16 protein-coding genes are annotated in these 16,836 nt (G+C 64.2%); 11 read left to right on the top strand and 5 right to left on the bottom strand.

All coding sequences use genetic code 11. From position 1 onward, the window contains the following. Nucleotides 1-3 precede the first annotated feature (3 nt). From nuoN to OSH05_RS00625, 5 genes are read left to right on the top strand one after another with little or no spacing between them, the layout of a single operon-like run. Nucleotides 4-1,440: an NADH-quinone oxidoreductase subunit NuoN gene (gene nuoN, locus OSH05_RS00645; RefSeq protein ID WP_104218361.1), complete on the top strand. Its 1,437-nt coding sequence runs from the start codon at nucleotides 4-6 to the stop codon at nucleotides 1,438-1,440. 2 nt (nucleotides 1,441-1,442) lie between these two features. Then, nucleotides 1,443-2,279, top strand: a complete 837-nt coding sequence (locus tag OSH05_RS00640; RefSeq protein WP_104218360.1) for a biotin--[acetyl-CoA-carboxylase] ligase — start codon at nucleotides 1,443-1,445, stop codon at nucleotides 2,277-2,279. After that, nucleotides 2,276-3,955, top strand: a complete 1,680-nt coding sequence (locus OSH05_RS00635) for a ribonuclease J (protein ID WP_104218359.1) — start codon at nucleotides 2,276-2,278, stop codon at nucleotides 3,953-3,955. Before OSH05_RS00640 ends, OSH05_RS00635 begins: the two co-directional genes overlap by 4 nt. 27 nt (nucleotides 3,956-3,982) lie before the next feature. Next, on the top strand, nucleotides 3,983-4,387 hold the full coding sequence (mce, locus tag OSH05_RS00630) for a methylmalonyl-CoA epimerase (protein ID WP_104218358.1): 405 nt from the start codon (nucleotides 3,983-3,985) through the stop codon (nucleotides 4,385-4,387). 3 nt (nucleotides 4,388-4,390) lie between these two features. Next, the gene (locus OSH05_RS00625; protein WP_104218357.1) at nucleotides 4,391-4,648 is read left to right on the top strand and encodes a DUF1467 family protein; all 258 of its coding nucleotides are present in this window, start codon (nucleotides 4,391-4,393) and stop codon (nucleotides 4,646-4,648) included. Here the strand turns inward: OSH05_RS00625 and OSH05_RS00620 are convergent. Continuing rightward, complete coding sequence (locus OSH05_RS00620) at nucleotides 4,608-6,134, bottom strand: glycosyltransferase (RefSeq protein ID WP_104218356.1); 1,527 nt, start codon at nucleotides 6,132-6,134, stop codon at nucleotides 4,608-4,610. The genes OSH05_RS00625 and OSH05_RS00620 overlap by 41 nt on opposite strands. A gap of 228 nt (nucleotides 6,135-6,362) precedes the next feature. Between OSH05_RS00620 and OSH05_RS00615 the strand changes: the two genes are divergently transcribed. After that, complete coding sequence (locus OSH05_RS00615; protein ID WP_266352318.1) at nucleotides 6,363-7,250, top strand: DUF6502 family protein; 888 nt, start codon at nucleotides 6,363-6,365, stop codon at nucleotides 7,248-7,250. Continuing rightward, nucleotides 7,247-8,512 (top strand): hypothetical protein, encoded by a 1,266-nt coding sequence (locus OSH05_RS00610; protein WP_104218355.1) that lies wholly within the window; start codon nucleotides 7,247-7,249, stop codon nucleotides 8,510-8,512. The genes OSH05_RS00615 and OSH05_RS00610 overlap by 4 nt, the downstream gene beginning before the upstream one ends. A gap of 76 nt (nucleotides 8,513-8,588) precedes the next feature. Here the strand turns inward: OSH05_RS00610 and OSH05_RS00605 are convergent, their stop codons facing one another. Together OSH05_RS00605 and OSH05_RS00600 are read right to left on the bottom strand one after the other, a co-directional pair. After that, the gene (locus tag OSH05_RS00605; RefSeq protein ID WP_104218354.1) at nucleotides 8,589-9,053 is read right to left on the bottom strand and encodes a L,D-transpeptidase; all 465 of its coding nucleotides are present in this window, start codon (nucleotides 9,051-9,053) and stop codon (nucleotides 8,589-8,591) included. A 126-nt stretch (nucleotides 9,054-9,179) separates the two neighbouring features. Continuing rightward, nucleotides 9,180-9,620: a L,D-transpeptidase gene (locus OSH05_RS00600; RefSeq protein WP_104218353.1), complete on the bottom strand. Its 441-nt coding sequence runs from the start codon at nucleotides 9,618-9,620 to the stop codon at nucleotides 9,180-9,182. A 253-nt stretch (nucleotides 9,621-9,873) separates the two neighbouring features. Between OSH05_RS00600 and panB the strand changes: the two genes are divergently transcribed. From panB to OSH05_RS00580, 4 genes are all read left to right on the top strand, one after another. Further along, complete coding sequence (gene panB, locus OSH05_RS00595) at nucleotides 9,874-10,692, top strand: 3-methyl-2-oxobutanoate hydroxymethyltransferase (RefSeq protein WP_104218352.1); 819 nt, start codon at nucleotides 9,874-9,876, stop codon at nucleotides 10,690-10,692. A gap of 88 nt (nucleotides 10,693-10,780) precedes the next feature. Further along, nucleotides 10,781-11,458, top strand: coding sequence for a tetratricopeptide repeat protein (locus OSH05_RS00590; protein ID WP_104218351.1), 678 nt, complete (start codon nucleotides 10,781-10,783; stop codon nucleotides 11,456-11,458). A gap of 135 nt (nucleotides 11,459-11,593) precedes the next feature. Then, entirely contained in the window at nucleotides 11,594-13,000 is a 1,407-nt protein-coding gene (gene der, locus OSH05_RS00585) for a ribosome biogenesis GTPase Der (RefSeq protein WP_104218350.1), read from the top strand. Between the two features lie 179 nt (nucleotides 13,001-13,179). Beyond that, nucleotides 13,180-14,535, top strand: coding sequence for a glycoside hydrolase domain-containing protein (locus OSH05_RS00580; RefSeq protein ID WP_104218349.1), 1,356 nt, complete (start codon nucleotides 13,180-13,182; stop codon nucleotides 14,533-14,535). 29 nt (nucleotides 14,536-14,564) lie between these two features. Here the strand turns inward: OSH05_RS00580 and OSH05_RS00575 are convergent, their stop codons facing one another. Together OSH05_RS00575 and purF are read right to left on the bottom strand one after the other, a co-directional pair. Then, nucleotides 14,565-15,305 carry an SDR family NAD(P)-dependent oxidoreductase gene (locus OSH05_RS00575; protein WP_104218348.1) on the bottom strand — a complete coding sequence of 247 codons (741 nt, stop codon included), beginning with the start codon at nucleotides 15,303-15,305 and terminating at the stop codon, nucleotides 14,565-14,567. Between the two features lie 29 nt (nucleotides 15,306-15,334). Continuing rightward, complete coding sequence (gene purF, locus OSH05_RS00570) at nucleotides 15,335-16,801, bottom strand: amidophosphoribosyltransferase (RefSeq protein ID WP_104218347.1); 1,467 nt, start codon at nucleotides 16,799-16,801, stop codon at nucleotides 15,335-15,337. Between the last annotated feature and the right edge of the window lie 35 nt (nucleotides 16,802-16,836).

The following is a 16,836-nucleotide window of genomic DNA, read 5'->3' as shown; positions in this document are numbered from 1 at the left end:
CCCATGGATATCGCAACGCTCCCGACGCTCGCGCCCTTCCTGCCGGAGCTCGTGCTGGCCATCGGTGCGCTCGCCTTGCTGATGATCGGCGTTTTCCGCGGCGAACGCTCGGCGCCGCTGGTCTCGACGCTGGCCATCCTGGTCGTGATCGTCGCCGGGCTCGCGCTGCTGTTCCGGGCCGAGGACGGGGTCACGTTCGGCGGCGCCTTCGTGCTCGATCCCTTCGCCCGCTTCATGAAAGTGCTGGCGCTGATCGGCTCGGGCTTCGCCATTGTCATGTCGGCCGGCTTCGCCAAGCGCGAGAAGTTCGACCATTTCGAATATCCAGTGCTGATCCTGCTCGCGACCCTCGGCATGATGCTGATGATCTCGGCGAACGATCTGATCGCGCTCTATCTCGGCCTCGAATTGCAGTCGCTGGCGCTCTATGTCGTCGCTGCCATCAATCGCGACTCCGTCAAATCCACGGAAGCCGGCCTCAAATATTTCGTTCTTGGAGCGCTTTCCTCGGGCATGCTGCTCTACGGCGCCTCCATGATCTATGGCTTCACCGGCCATACCCAATTCCCGGAAATCGCCGCAGCGCTGTCGCAGGGCCCCGCCTCAGTCGGCGTCATTTTCGGCATCGTCTTCTTCATCACCGGTATCGCCTTCAAGGTCTCGGCGGTTCCGTTCCACATGTGGACGCCCGACGTCTATGAGGGCGCACCGACGCCGGTAACGGCCTTCTTCGCGGCGGCACCGAAGGCCGCCGCCATGGCGATCTTCGTGCGCGCCCTCGTCGAGGGCTTCGGCCCGGCGAGCGGCGAATGGCAGCAGGTCATCGCCTTCATCTCGATCGCCTCAATGGTGCTTGGCGCTTTCGCCGCGATCGGGCAGAAGAACATCAAGCGACTGATGGCCTATTCGTCGATCGGTCACATGGGCTTCGCGTTGGTCGGCCTCGCCGCCGGCAATGAGGCCGGTGTCCAGGGCGTCATTCTCTACATGGCGATCTATGTGGCGATGACGCTCGGCGTCTTTGCCGTGATCCTCGCCATGCGCCGCAATGGGCATATGGTCGAGGAGATCGGGGATCTCGCTGGGCTGTCGCGCACGCATCCGGTGATGGCGTTCATCTTCGCGGCGCTGCTCTTCTCGCTCGCCGGCATCCCGCCGCTCGCCGGGTTCTTCGCGAAGTTCTACGTCTTCCTGGCAGCGATCGACGCGCATCTCTATGCGCTCTCGGTGATCGGCGTGCTCTCGAGCGTCGTCGGCGCCTACTATTATCTTCGCCTCGTCAAGATCATGTATTTCGATGAGCCAGCAGAGGCGTTCGAGCCGATGTCGGGCGGGCTACGGCTGGTGCTTGGCCTCTCCGGCGCGTTCGTCCTCCTCTACGTGGTCTTCGCCGGCCCCTTCGGTGCCGCTGCGGGTGTCGCCGCCAAGACGTTCTTCTGACAGTGGAATTTAACCTCGGTTCAGGAGCGGCGAGGAGCGGCTACCGTCTCGTCGCCTTTCCGTCGATCGGCTCCACCAATCAGGAAGCCATCGTCGCGGCGCGCAACGGTGATCCCGGCCGTTGCTGGTTCGTGACCGCACGTCAGACGGCCGGCCGCGGCCGGCGCGGCCGCAACTGGGAGACGCCGGAAGGCAATCTCGCGGCCAGCCTGCTGCTCGTCGTTCCGCATGATCCGATGAAGGCGGCAACGCTCGGCTTCGTCGCCGGTCTCTCGCTCGACGAGGCACTTCGCGCCGTTGCGCCTGATTTGGCCGTGTCGATCGGCCTTGATGGTTTCGAAGGCACGGGCTCGGCCGGGCGGCGGGACCGCCTTCGCCTCAAATGGCCAAACGACGTCCTGCTCGATGGCGGCAAGCTGGCGGGAATCCTTCTGGAGGCCGAGCCGCTCGCCTCCGGTGGCTTTGCGGTCTCCATCGGCATAGGCGTCAACATCGTGGCGGCCCCGGAGGGGTTGCCCTATCCGGCGTCCGCGCTGTCGGCGCTGGGCTATGCGATCGATGCGGCCCGGCTGTTCTCGGCGCTGTCCGATGCCTTTGCCAATGTCCTCAGGGTGTGGGACGAGGGCAGGGGATTTGCGAATGTGCGAAGACTTTGGCTCGACCGGGCGGCCGGACTGGGCGAAGATGTGGCAGTAAGAATCGGAGATCGGGTCGTCTCGGGCACATTCGAGACGATTGACGATGAGGGCAGGCTCGTCATCCGGTCGTCCGCAGGGTTAGTCAGGACGGTCGCCGCCGGCGAGGTCCATTTCGGTGCGGTGGCGTCGGCCAAAGTATGAATCCTTCTCGCAACGTACCGGACGAATTCGTCTTCCTGCCCATCGGCGGTGTCGGCGAAATCGGGATGAATCTCGCCCTCTATGGCATGGGTCCGTCAAAGGCCCGGCAGTGGATCGCCGTCGATTTCGGCGTCAGCTTCGCCGGTCCCGATCTGCCTGGCGTGGACCTGGTGCTGCCGGATATTCGCTATCTGGAAGAGCAGAAGGAGCGCCTCCTCGGCATCGTCATCACGCATGCCCATGAGGATCATTTCGGCGCCCTGCTCGATCTGTGGCCGCGGTTGCGCGTGCCGGTCTATGCGAGCGCCTTCACGGCAGGATTGCTGCAGGCGAAGCGGGCTAGCTATCCTGGGTCTCCTCCTATCCCGATTCAGATCGTCACGGCCGGAGACCGCATCAATCTCGGTCCCTTCGAGGTCGAGTTCGTCGCGGTGGCGCATTCGATCCTGGAGCCGATGGCGCTGGCGATCCGGACGTCGCTCGGCACGGTCGTTCACACCGGTGACTGGAAGCTCGATCCCGAGCCGGTCCTCGGCTGGACGACGGACGCCCAGCGATTTGCCGCGATCGGCGACGAGGGCGTGCTGGCGCTGGTCTGCGATTCGACCAATGCCATGCGCGAAGGCCGCAGTCCGAGCGAGAGCGACGTCGCGCGCGAGCTTGAGGCGCTGGTGGGCGAGGCGACAGGCCGCGTGGCCTTCACGTCGTTTGCCTCCAATGTCGCGCGTATCCGCTCCATCGCAATGGCGGCCCAGGCCCATGACCGGCAGGTGGTGATCGTTGGTCGGGCGCTGCGGCGGGCGATCGAGGTTGCGACCGAACTTGGCTATATGGAGGGTGTTCCGCCGTTCCTGGACGAAGAGGCCTATGGCTACCTGCCGCGATCCAAGGTCGTCGCGATCTTTACCGGCAGCCAGGGCGAATCGCGCGCTGCGCTTGCCCGCATCGCCGAGGATGAGCACAAGTTCATCGGTCTTTCGCCGGGCGATATCGTCGTGTTTTCGGCCCGGGCTATCCCGGGCAATGAGAAGGCGATCGGCGCCATCATCAACGCGCTCGTCGATCAGGGCGTGCAGGTAATTACCGACCGAGACCGTCTCGTCCATGTGTCGGGCCATCCAAGGCGCGATGAACTCGCCGAAATGTATGGCTGGGTTCGGCCGGAGATCGCGATCCCCGTTCATGGCGAGCCGATGCATCTGGTGGCCCATGCCGCCCTGGCGCGCGAAATGGGCGTCGGGCAGGTGCTGGATGTCGAGGACGGAGCGCTGATACGCCTTGCTCCCGGTCCGGCTCAGGAGATCGACGAGGTCCTGTGCGATCGCCTCTACAAGGACGGCATCATCGTTGCCGATCTGGAGGGCGTCGGCGTCCCGGAGCGTCGCAAGCTCTCCTTTGCCGGCCATGTGGCCGTCTCGGTCATTCTCGACGGCAATGGCAGCCTCATGCTCGATCCGGACATAGCGCTGACCGGCCTGCCGCTTCAGGGCGTCTCGTGGCATCCGTTCGAGGAGACCGTGATGAGCGCGGTGCTCGGTACGATCGAGAGCATTCCGCGAGCCAGACGGCGCGATTCCGAATTGCTCCGCGAGGCCATCCGCCGCGCGGTCCGCGCCGCCGTGCGCGAGGCCTGGGGCAAGAAACCGCTTTGCACGGTCTTCGTCGCGGTCGTATGACGGCGGGGTGGAAACCCGGCGGGTCGTATGATCGGTAGATTGAATCACGTGGCGATAGCGGTGCCGGACCTCGATGCCGCCATGCGCGTCTATCGCGATCAGCTCGGCGCCGATGTTTCGGCTCCCGTCGATCTGCCAGAGCATGGCGTGACCACGGTGTTCGTCACGCTGCCCAATACCAAGATCGAGCTTCTGGGCTGCTTCGGGCCGGAATCGCCGATCGGCTCTTTTCTGGAGCGCAATCCCGCGGGCGGCATCCATCACCTCTGCTATGAGGTCGCCGACCTCGTAGCAGAGGTCGACAAATTGCGGGGGGAGGGCGCCCGTATTCTCGGCGATGGTCGTCCAAAGATCGGGGCGCATGGCAAGCCGGTCGTCTTTCTGCACCCCAAGGATTTCCTCGGGACGCTCGTCGAACTCGAGGAGGCTTGAGCGATGCGTATCTACAGTCTCATCGCCATCTATTTTATCATCTGGTGGCTGGTCATTTTCATGATCCTGCCCTTCGGCATCCGTACCCAGTCGGATGAAGGCAGCGTAACGCTCGGCACCGCGCCGAGCGCTCCAATCCGGCCGATGCTTCTGCGCAAGGCGATCATCACCTCGATCATCAGCGCCGTGATCCTGTTCGCCTTCTGGTACGCTTATGACGTCAAGGGCTGGACGCCGGAAGTCCTGAGCCGGCTGCTCTGACCGGCCATCTTCCAAGGCGGTGTTTGCCGAACGACATGCCCTTGAGCCTCTGGCGCTCCGCATGGATGGGGGCGCTCGAGCCTGCCGTGTGTTCCGGCCGGCTTGCAGGACTCTCCGCGATAGAGGGTTCAAGCGGGGCCTCCGCCTGGACGAGGGAGAGAAGACGCATCGCGAAGGCACTTTCGTCAATGGGCCGATAGTCGCGGCGAATCCGGTCGCGCAAGGCGTCGCCCCAGCAGGGGTCGGTGGCAGCCTTGCGCACTTCCGTGCGCCAGGCTTCCATATCGGATACCGGGCACACCGGCATAAGGCCCTGTGTTGCCTCGCCGAGGGACGGCGTATCGGAGACGATGATCGGGAGGCCGAAGTCGAGGCTCTCCGCCGCGCCAAGGCCCCAGCCTTCCGCGAGGGAGGGGTAGAGCCCGAAGCTGGCGGAGCGATAGAGCCAGGCGAGCTGGGCGTCGCTCATGTCGCTCAGGATGACGACGTGCTCAGCCAATTGGGGATGGCTTGCCAGATAGGCCTTCACCTCGTCATACATCCAGCCCCAGCGCCCGCAGAACACGAGCTTCGGCAGCCGGTCGCCCAGTTCCGGCAGGAGGCTCGCCCACAGCTTCAGCAGCAGGATATGATTCTTGCGGATTTCGATCGTCGAGCAGTAGAGCGCGAAATTCCTGCCGAAGAGCGACGGCACCGGCTCCAATTCGCGGCCCTGCATCGAGGCCTTGAGGAAGGAACCGAGCTGAGAGACCGCGATGCGGGGATTCTGCTCAAGGCCGAGACCCTCGGCATGAAGGCTCGCCTGCTGCGCCGTGTAGTTTGAGACGCCAATGATCTGGCGGCAATGGTTGAACATCCATTCCACGTCGCGGGCGAAGTTTCTCGCGTGACTTCGGTCGGTCAGGTGCGGCTTTTCGATCGGGATGAGATCGTGCAGGACCGTCGAGATACTCGCCGATAGGGGAGTGGAACGCTTGCTGGATGCGAGATAGTGCAGTCCGGCCGTCGAGAGGAAGCAACGCGCGCCCGGTTCCGAGAGCGGATCTCGGGTCTCGCGCGAACCGCTGCGGCCGAGGCCGGTAAGCTTGAGGCCTCGGATCAGCGCCTTCGATGCCTGGTAGGACAGTCCCCGGCGGTCGGTGCGGCCGCTGAGATAGCTGGCGGACACGCGGTCGAATTCCTTTCCGGAAGCGGCAGCGCCATCGCGTATCGCCCGTGCGACGGTGCCGAGCCGATCCAGGAAGGGCTGCTCGGCCGCGTCTTCGATATTGCGAAGGCGTCCTTCGACCAGATCGACGAGATAGTGCATCTCGCGGGAATCGAGCAGCCGCGCCTCACCCGATCGCTCGACCTTGAAGAACGCCGCCTTGCCGCTCTTCTCACGAAGTGCCTGTCGGACAATCGCGAATTCGACCCGTGGTATGCCGACCACCGGATGGGGGCCCCAGCGCAGCGGCACGGTCGCGTCAACAAAGAAACTATTCAAGCCAAGCACTCCATCGGTCTGACCCGGCGCCGGGGACGAGCCAACCCGCTCGGCTCCCGGGTGGATTCCGGGAGCCGATGAACTGGCTCTGCGCCTTCAACGATTGCCGCCAATCCGTAGATTTCGACTGCGGCGAAATTATGTGGGAAATTTACCCACAAAATATGGAATGTGGCTAGAGGGAAAAAATGGGATTGTGTCCCACGCGGAGTGAGCTATGTGTCACTCATGACAGAAAGTGATCGGTCACCACTTGATGCTTCTAAGCTACAGACGCCGTTGGCGCGGCTGCTGCGCCCGCTCGTGCGTCTGGCGATCCGAAGCGGCGTGACCTTTCCGGCCCTCGCCGATCTGTTGCGGGAACTTTACGTCAACGTCGCCGAGCACGAGTTCGCGCTGCCCTCGAAAAATCAGACCGACAGTCGCGTCAGCCTGTTGACTGGAATTCACCGCAAGGAAGTGAGCCGCCTGCGGGGAGCCGGCGCTCCCGTCAACGTGGTCCCAGTCTCGGTCTCCCGCACCAGCCGAATTCTGGCGCGCTGGTTGGCGGACAGCGAGTTCGCCGATTCTCAAGGGCGGCCTCGGCCCCTGCCGCGATCAGCTGACGGGAACGCGCCGTCATTCGACCGGCTCGTCGAATCGGTGACGCGCGACGTACGCCCGCGCGTCGTGCTGGACGAATGGATAGACCGTGGCCTGGTGACTCGGGACGACGCGGATCGCATCGTTCTGGCCGAATCGGCCTTTGTGCCGGACCGGGGCAGCGACCAGCAGCTCTATTATCTCGGCCGCAACCTGCACGACCACATCGCGGCGGCGGTTACCAATGTCGAGAGCCCCCAACCACGCTTTCTTGAGCGCGCCGTCCATTATGACGGACTATCGCAGCCGATCGCGGAGGCGCTCGAAAAGCGCTCTCGCGAAATCGCCGTCGAGGCACTGCAGACCGCCAATCGCGAGGCGCATGCGACAGCGCCGCCGGACGCATCCGGCGACTGGCGATGGATCTTTGGTGTCTACGTCTATTCGGAGCGCGTTGCCCCGGAGCCCACATCCGGCGTAGGACAGGTGTCGCCATCTCCGGGCGAGCCCGACAACGGGAGCGAAGGCAGATGATCGGCCCGATCTCGCGTAGGCGCCTCCTGTCCTGGATGGTTCTGGCTTCGAGCGTGGCCGCTTCGAGGGCGGGCGCCGAAGAGGAGAAGCCGTCCGATCGCGGCATTGGCGGGACGGGCATTTCCTCCGAGCCTGACGGGAACCGGCTGAGTTCCATCGGCTTCATGGGCACGATCCAGCGTTTTGGCAGTATCTACGTCAACGACGCGCGCATCACCTATCCGAAGGATGTCGCCGTCTGGGTCGATGGACGCCGCCGTGACGCCTCCGCCCTATCGATCGGCAGCGTTGTGCGCAGCATTGCGCATGAAGAGAAGGGTAAGCTGGTCACCGACCGGATCGATATGATCAGCGAAGTCATCGGACCGATTGCGTCCTACTCGGACAGCGAACTCGTCGTCCTGGGGCAGCGGGTGCTGCTCACGGGCACCGAACGACCGTCGTGGTGGCAGCCCGGCGCGCGCGCAGCCGTTTGCGGCCTGCGCACCGCCGAAGGAGCGATTGTCGGAACCGAGATTTCGCCAGCCGGAGATCGGCCCAACCAGATCGTCGGCGTTCCGACGCTGCAGGGCTGGAACCTTCGCATCGGCGATATGCCGCTGCTTGGCATCGCCGAGCGCTATGCGGGCTGGCGGGTCATCGTGCGCGGCACGCCGACCGAGAATGGTCTTCGCGTTCGCGATGTCGATGTCGATGCCCCATTCGAGGGCAAGGACGTCGATCGCCTCTCCATCGAAACCTATGTGGCGCGCAGCGGTAGCGGTTTCCGCTCAGGCGCTGGTATCGAGTTCCGCGATGCCCAGTTGAACCGCTTCGTTGGCCCGGACCGCGAGGCGCGCGCGGTTATGGATGTCGTCGTCAACTCGGGCGGCAACGTCAGCATTCAGCGGCTGCGACTGGAGGGTGGTGGTGGGGGATCGCCGGGGATTCCCGGCCCCTCTCCCGGAGATCGCGATTGGCCGAGCTTCTCCGGGCCCGCTGGACGCTTTTCGGGTGGGACGATCGTGAGCAATGGTATGGACGGGAGCCCGGCGACCATACCGGGTGACTCGATCGGCAATGTCGACGGCGGGCTACGCGGCTCGGTCGGCCTCGGGGGCGGGCCGTCGGCTACCGTCGGCTCCTCCACCTTCAGTCCGCCTTCGGCGCCGTCGTTGGGCGGAAGCTGGGGCCCACGGAACAATGTCCGGGGCAATTTCGGCGGCGACGGTTTCGGCCAGGGCGGCGCTATCGGCGGTCCGGGTCGTGGGCGAAACGACTGATCCATAGTCACGAAGAGAAAAGGCGCCGCCCTGGCCGGACGGCGCCTTGATGATCACCAATGCAGGTGAAGCGGTATTACTGCTCGACGATGATCGCGGTGCGCATCATGCCGACATCGGCGACAGCGCGGAAGAATACCTCCGCATTGGCGGCGTCGAGCCGCACGCAGCCATGCGAAGCCGGCCGACCGAGGTGGTTTACTTCCGTGGTCGCATGGACCGCAATTCCGTCGTTGAAGAACACCGAATAAGGCATCGGCGCGTTCTCATATTTTGTCGAGTGGTGCATCTCGTCGAGATAGTCGGGGCGGAAGCGTCCGGGCGGGGTTTCAAAGCCCTTGCGGCCGGTCGATACCTTCCAGCTGTATCGCTCTTCTTTGCCATTGCCGCGATTGATCACGACATCCATGCTCTGGCCGGACAGAGAGACCTTGGCGAAGACGCCAGCGGGCGCGGGGAAAAGTGTATTGGCTGAAGCCGGCTGGGAAAAGCCGATTGCCACGGCGGCGAGTGCGACAAGGGCAATGAGACGAGCGATCATGGTCAGGTTCCGGATAGTCTGAAGATGCATGCCGGACGGCGGCAGCCGTTTGGGCTTGCTGTTAGGTGACGCTTCCTGCTGGGGAAGTCAGTGATGGTCTTCACACGGTGCCGAAAGGGGCTCCCCTCAGCGCGTGATGATGATGCGGGCATTCTCCATCCCGGAACTCTTGACCAGGCTGTAAAGCGTCCTGGCGTTGTTCGGGTCCAGGCGCACGCATCCATGGGAAGCGGGGCGGCCAAGCGAGCGAATATGCTGCGTACCGTGGACGGCATAGCCGCCGTGGAAGAATATCGAACTCGGCATCGGCGCGTTGTCGTATTTTTTCGAATACCACATCGTGTGCATCCGCGTCGGTCGGAAGCTTCCGACGGGGGTGCGATAGCCTGCCCGTGCGGTCGACACCGCCCAGCCATAGCGGGCGACACCGTCCACATAGACTACCATTTCCTGCGCCGACAGGCTGATCCGCGCCACGACGTCCGCTCTTGCGGGCGCTGGCAGCGATCCGACCACAAGCGCGGTCAGGGCAAGTGCGGCAAAGCGAATCCACCGTGCATTCAGCATGGACAACGAGCCTCGATCGATTGGAAACGACTATGTCACTTTGCCACGGAGAACTGAACAAGGCGTAAGTAGGGCAGGCGAAACTTATCCCGACCGTAGCGTCCGGAACACAATTGCTGTCGGGATGCTTGGCTGCCATGCGTCGACGATGGTCGAACCGCCCAGCGAATAGTGCTAGGGACAGCACCGGAGCGGCCCGTTTCTCGAAGGCCGCCGGGAGAAGACGGGACGCGATGTCCCTGGGAGAGTGCCGATGTCCGTTGAGGTTCAGTCCCGCCGGCTGACGGCGACCGATATTGCCGCGCGCAAGGGCGGCGAGCCGATCGTCTCGCTGACGTCCTACCATGCTCATACTGCCGCAATCATTGATCCATTCGTCGACTTCATCCTTGTGGGCGATTCGCTTGGTATGGTGATGCATGGTCTCGAATCGACCATTCCGGTCACCGTCGAGATGATGGTTCTGCAGGGCCGGGCCGTGATGCGCGGCTCGAAGCATGCCCTCGTCGTCGTTGATCTGCCATTCGGCTCCTATGAAGAGAGCCCGGCGGCGGCGTTCCGGACCGCGTCTCGCGTATTGAAGGAAACCGGCTGCGGCGCGGTCAAGCTGGAGGGCGGTCGCCGCATGGCCGAGACCATCCGCTTCCTGGCGGAGCGCGGCGTGCCTGTAATGGGCCATATCGGTTTGACGCCGCAGTCGGTCAACACCATGGGCGGCTTCAAGGTTCAGGGTAAGACCGAGGAGAGCGCCGCGGCCGTGCTGGCCGATGCTCTCGCTGTCGACGAGGCCGGCGCCTTCGCCATGGTCGTCGAGGGTGTGGTCGAGACGCTCGGGCGCCAAATCACGGAAAAGGTTGCCTGTCCGACGATAGGCATCGGCGCCTCGCCGGCCTGCGATGGCCAGATTCTAGTCCTGGAGGACATGCTGGGGCTTTCGCCGCGCGTGCCGAAATTCGTCAAGCGCTATGGTAGCCTTGCTGGGCTGATCGAGGAGGCGGTTTCGGCCTATGCGGGCGATGTTCGGGCTCGCGCCTTTCCAACGGCCGAGAACGTCTACAAGGCCAAGGTGTGAACCTCCTCGAAACAGGGATACGGCCATTTGCCAGCGCAGAAGCGCTTCGATATGGTGCGCGCCGCTGATGAGGGCCCGGAAGGACTAGATGACCGACATCTTTCACGAAGTCGAAGATGATCTTCGCAAGGAGAAGGCGGCGAAGCTGTGGCGCCGCTTCGGGCCCTATCTCCTGGCTGCCGCCGTCCTCGTCGTACTGGCGACCGCCGCCTGGCGCGGCTGGGTCTATTGGCGCGCGCTCGAAGCCGCCGCGACCGGAGACCGCTTTGTAGCGGCGTTGCAACTGGCCGATGACGGCAAGCATGACGACGCCATGAAGGCACTCGCCGACCTCTCGACGACCGGGACCGGCGGCTATCCGATTCTCGCCCAGCTGCGTTCCGCTTCGGAACTCGCCGGCGCCGGCAAGACCGATGAGGCCGTGAAGGCTTTTGACGACCTCGCTGCCTCTCCCTCGACGCCGCCCCTGCTGAAGGCGCTTTCGCGCCTTCGCGCGGCGCTGCTCCTGGTCGACAGCGCCGATCTCGCGGCCATGAAGACCCGCATCGGCGATCTGGCTTCCACCGGCGGGCCCTGGCGCAATGCGTCGCGCGAGATCCTCGGGCTCACGGCCTGGCGGGCAGGGGATGTCGAGGCCGCGCGTGGCTACTTTAACGATATCGCCGGCGACCCGACGGCATCGGATGCGATGAAGAATCGGGTCCAGCTGATGCTGGAGCTGATCAAGAGCAAGGCCGGCGAGCCGGCACCCGCGGCGAAAAGCTGACGCAGCGCCCAAAAGGCGGAGCTGACAAGCCCGGGCAGGTCCCGGGCTTTGATTTTTGCGGCCCTGCCGCGCATCTTGTGGGTCGGGGCTCGGCGTAGCGCCCAGTCACCGGCTCGACGGATCGGAAACGACATCATGAGCTTTACCGCGGCGATCATTGGCCGCCCCAATGTTGGCAAATCGACCCTCTTCAACCGCCTTGTCGGCTCGAAGATTGCCCTTGTCGACGATACGCCCGGTGTCACGCGCGATCGTCGGCCAGGCGAGGCCAAGATCGGTGATCTCTACTTCACCATCATCGACACCGCGGGTCTCGAAGAGGCGGATCCCGCCTCGCTTGAGGGCCGGATGCAGATGCAGACGGACGCGGCGATCGCCGAAGCCGACGTCGCCTTGTTCGTGATCGATGCGCGCGCCGGCATCACGCCGGTCGACGAGCATTTCGCCGAGGTCCTTCGCCGCGTCGGCAAGCCGGTGGTGCTGATCGCCAACAAAGCCGAAGGCAAGGTCGGGGAGGCGGGCGTCTTCGAGGCCTATAGCCTCGGCTTTGGCGAGCCGGTCGCCATCTCGGCCGAGCATGGCGAAGGCATGGCGGATCTCTTCGCCGCGCTGCTGCCCTTCGAGCGGATCGAGCCGGAGACCGAAGAGGAAGAGGCTGCGGAATCCGCCGAGATCGTGTTCAGCGACGATGACGAAGCCGAAGTCCCGATCGATCCGACCAAGCCGATCCGTGTCGCGGTGGTCGGACGGCCCAATGCAGGTAAGTCGACCCTGATCAACACCATGCTCGGCGAGGAGCGGCTGCTGACAGGGCCGGAAGCCGGCATCACGCGCGATTCGATCTCGGTCGACTGGGTCTGGCGCGATCGCTCGATCAAGCTCTTCGACACGGCCGGCATGCGCAAGAAGGCGCGTGTGGAGACCAAGCTCGAAAAGCTTTCGGTCGGCGATACGCTAAGGGCCATCCGCTTCGCCGAGGTTGTCGTGCTCATGCTCGACGCCACCATGCCCTTCGAGAAGCAGGACCTGCAGATCGCTGATCTCGTCGCGCGCGAGGGCAGGGCGCTCGTCATTGCGCTGAATAAATGGGACCTGATCGAGGACCGCCAGAAGACCATGGCGGCGATCCGCGAGATGGCCGAACGGCTGTTGCCGCAGGTGCGCGGCGTGCCGCTGGTGCCTCTCTCCGGGCTGACTGGCTCTGGTATCGACAAGCTGATGGCCGAGCTGCTTCGGGTCTACGGCCTGTGGAATCGCCGTGTTCCGACGGCGGCGATCAATCGCTGGCTCGCCGCGACGCTGGAGCACCATCCGCCGCCAGCCGTTTCCGGCCGACGCGTCAAGCTGCGCTACATGACGCAACCCAAGGCCCGGCCGCCGACCTTCGTCGCCTTCTGCTCCCGGCCGGAAGCGCTGCCGGAATCCTACACGCGCTATCTGCTGAATGGCCTGCGCGAGGCCTTCGATCTCCAGGCCGTCCCGCTGCGCCTGACTTTGCGCAAGGGCGAGAACCCCTATGAGAACAAGGCGAAGAAGCGGTAGTCAGCAAGATCTGCGTTATGCCTCCCGATCGCAGCCGGCGAGTTCGCGAGCGGAACTGCAGCCCATGATTATAGAAATAAAAAACTCGTGTTAAAGTAGTTCCCGTCGCCAACTGCCTGTCCAGGGGTCTGATACGGACGAACCTGGCGGGAAGAAGTTTGGCGCAGCGGGAGGTACGCATGACGTCAATCATTGATGCATCCCAGAACTGTGGGGCCAAGGCAACGGCATTGGCCGCATCGGGTATCAGGACTGTCTTTCGGTATTATTCGCGAGATACCGTGAGCTCATCGAAGCGTTTGACTCGGGTCGAGGCAGGGCAACTGGTGAGCGCCGGCCTGCGCATCGGGGTGGTGCATGAAGCGCGCTTTGGCAATCGCGCGGAGGCCTTCGACGCGGCCTCCGGCCTGGCGGACGGGCAATATGCGCGGACTTATGGTGCTTCGACGATCGGCCAACCCGGAGGCTCCACGATCTATTTCGGGGTGGATTTTGACGCCAGCGCCAGCGAAATTCGCCAGCGCATTCTGCCCTTCTTCCGTGGCGTTGCCGATGCGCTTTGTCGGCGCACGGGTGAGCCCGACTACGTGGTCGGCGTCTATGGCAGCGGCGCGACATGCGCAGCGGTGCTCGACGCGGGACTGGCGCAGCGCGCCTGGCTCTCCCAGTCGACCGGATGGAGAGGCCACGCGGCCTTCCTAGCCTCGGGTCGATGGACGCTTGATCAGGCGATGCCGGATTCGATTGCCGGTGTCGATTGTGATCCCGACAGGGCTGCGGACGGACATGAGGTTGGCGACTTCGTTGTTCTATCCCTTGCTTCGACCGATAGGGCGAATCCGCCGGCCCTCCATGTAAATGCGCGTTCTGGACTCCGTCTTCGTGCCGGTCCCGGCGTCGAGTTCGACAGCGCCCGCACACTGGCAATTGGCACGACCGTCTTTCCACTTCGGCAGGTCGGGGGCTGGACGCAGGTCGACCTCGAAGGCGACGGGGTCGCCGACGGCTTCGTCAGCAGCGCCTTTCTGATTGAGCGTGCCACGACTGGTGCCACGTCCGGCTTGGCGGTCGCGGTACCGCATATCCATGCAGCCGGCATCGTCGACGCTGCCAATGTGCCGGAACTCATTCGTCAAGGCAGTACCGCCGATGGCCTCAAGGCGGCCAGGAAGGCCGCCGCCGCGAGCCTTCCTGGCTACCCTACCAATGGCTGTGCGGTGCATCTCAGCGCCTTGCTCCATCAGGCCGGCATCGATGTGCCGATGATCTGGGGTGCAGGGAAGCTGGCCCAGGTATTGAAAGATCGGGGCTGGAGCCAGATTGCCGTCGGTAAGCAAATCCCGGGCGATGTCGGGGTCTGTTTTGACAATGATCCGACTCCAGCGGGCGCAGATCACGTCTACCTAGTCGTCGGAACGACCGGCCCCGACGAGATGATGATTGCGGATAATCAGCGGACAACCGATGCGCCACATGCTCGCTTTGCCACCGGCCACGGCAAGACGCCAACCGAGTATTTCCTGCGAGCACTCTGACGCCGGGCCGGCGCCCGGCAAGCCGCGCCTCAGTCCAGAAACCGCGTCAACGTCCCGCTCGCAAATTCGAAGCGGGTGCCGTTGTCGGTGAAGTCCGGCGCGAGCATGCGGACGATGTCGGCGGCGACTTCGCGCGGATGCGGCAGGCTCATCGGATCCTCGCCGGGCGCGGCCTTGGCCCGCATCTGCGTGCGCAGCTTGCCCGGGTCGAGCAGGTTGGCGCGGACATTCGTCGAGGCGATCTCGGCCGCATAGGTGCGCACGAGCGCATCGAGCGCGGCCTTCGAGGCCGAATAGACCCCCCAGAACGGGCGGCAGCGCTCAGTGGCGCCCGAGGTAAGGAAGAGCGCGCGCCCGGCGTCGGAGCGCTGCAGCAGCGGATCGAGCGAGCGGATCAGGCGGTAGTTCGACGTCACGTTGAGCGCGAAGACGTCGTTCCATTCCTTCGGCTCAAGATGGGTGACAGGCGTGATGAGGCCGAGCAGCCCAGCATTGCCCAGCAGTCCGTCGAGCTTGCCCCAGCGCTCATAGATCGAGAGGCCCAGCCGGTCGATCGCGTCATGATCCTTCAGATCCAGCGGCACCAGCGTCGCGCTGCTGCCGCCCTTGGCGCGGATCGCGTCGTCGAGTTCCTCCAGCGCGCCGACCGTGCGGGCGATGGCGATGACATGCGCGCCAGCGGCGCCGAGCGCCACCGCGGCGTTCCAGCCAATGCCGCGCGACGCGCCGGTGACGACGACGACGCGGCCGGAAAGATCGGGTTGAGACAAGGTGGGATTCCGTTCGGGACGGGAAGGGGTCAGCTCGCCTCGGCGAGGCGCGGCAGGACCTGGACCTTGCCGCGTTCCTCATAGTCGGTCAGGCGGGTCGGGTATTCTCCGGTAAAGCAGGCATCGCAGAACTGGGGCGCCGATCCATCGCGCTTCGCTTCGCCGACGGCGCGGTAGAGACCGTCGATCGAGATGAAGGCAAGACTGTCGGCGCGAATATAGTTGGCGATCTCGGCGACGCTCATCTGCGAGGCGATCAGCTTGGATTTCTCCGGCGTGTCGACGCCGTAGAAGCAGGAATCAGTCGTCGGCGGGCTGGCGATCCGCATATGGACCTCGGCTGCGCCCGCCTCGCGCACCATCTGCACGATCTTCATCGAGGTGGTGCCGCGCACGATCGAATCATCCACTAGGATGACCCGCTTGCCCCTGAGAATCGCCGAATTGGCATTGTGCTTGAGCTTCACGCCCATATGGCGGATCGCGTCGGTCGGCTCGATGAAGGTCCGGCCGACATAGTGATTGCGGATGATGCCGAGGTCGAATGGGATACCGGAGGCTTCGGCATAGCCGATCGCGGCGGGAACACCCGAATCGGGTACGGGAACGACAATGTCGGCGTCAATTCCGCTCTCGCGGGCGAGTTCGACGCCGATCTTCTTGCGCACGGCATAGACGCCGCGCCCGTCAACCGCCGAATCCGGCCGCGCAAAATAGACATATTCGAAGATGCAGAAGCGCGAGCGGGTCTGTTCGAACGGGAAGATGCTCTCGATTCCGTCCTCGTTGATCAGGACGACTTCGCCCGGCTTGATGTCGCGGACATAGCTTGCGCCGATGATGTCGAGCGCGCAGGTCTCCGAGGCGAGGATATGAGCGCCGTCGAGCAGGCCGAGCACCAGCGGCCGGACGCCGAGCGGATCGCGGCAGCCGATCATCTTCTTCTCGGAGAGCGCGACCAGCGAATAGGCACCCTCGATGCGGCGGATCGCGTCGATGAAGCGGTCGAGCAGTCGACCGTGATTGCTGGTTGCGATCAGGTGGATGATCGTCTCGGTGTCCGAGGTCGACTGGAATAGTGAGCCGCGCCGCTGCAATTCACGCTTCAGCGTCGCTGCGTTGGTCAGATTGCCATTGTGGGCGACCGCGAAGCCGCCGCCTGCGAATTCCGCGAACAAAGGCTGCACATTGCGCAGTCCCGCGCCGCCGGTCGTCGAGTAGCGATTATGGCCGATGGCACGCTCGCCGGGTAACCGGTCGATCACTGCCTTGCGGGTAAAGGCGTCGCCGACGAGGCCAATATGGCGCTCGATCGCAAACTGGCGGCCATCATGAGCGGCGATGCCAGCTGCCTCCTGGCCGCGATGCTGCAGGGCGTGCAGGCCCAGTGCCGCCAGAGCGGCGGCATCCGGATGGCCGAACACACCGAACACCCCACACTCCTCATGAAGGTGGTCGTCATCGGCCGTGAAGGGCAGCATCGAGAAGTCGTCCATCATGTTCCTCGGCGGAGGGTCGCCTGACCGGCGAT

This window comes from Kaistia algarum, assembly GCF_026343945.1.
GTDB lineage: Bacteria > Pseudomonadota > Alphaproteobacteria > Rhizobiales > Kaistiaceae > Kaistia > Kaistia algarum.
This window is presented reverse-complemented; position numbering and strand designations above follow the sequence as displayed.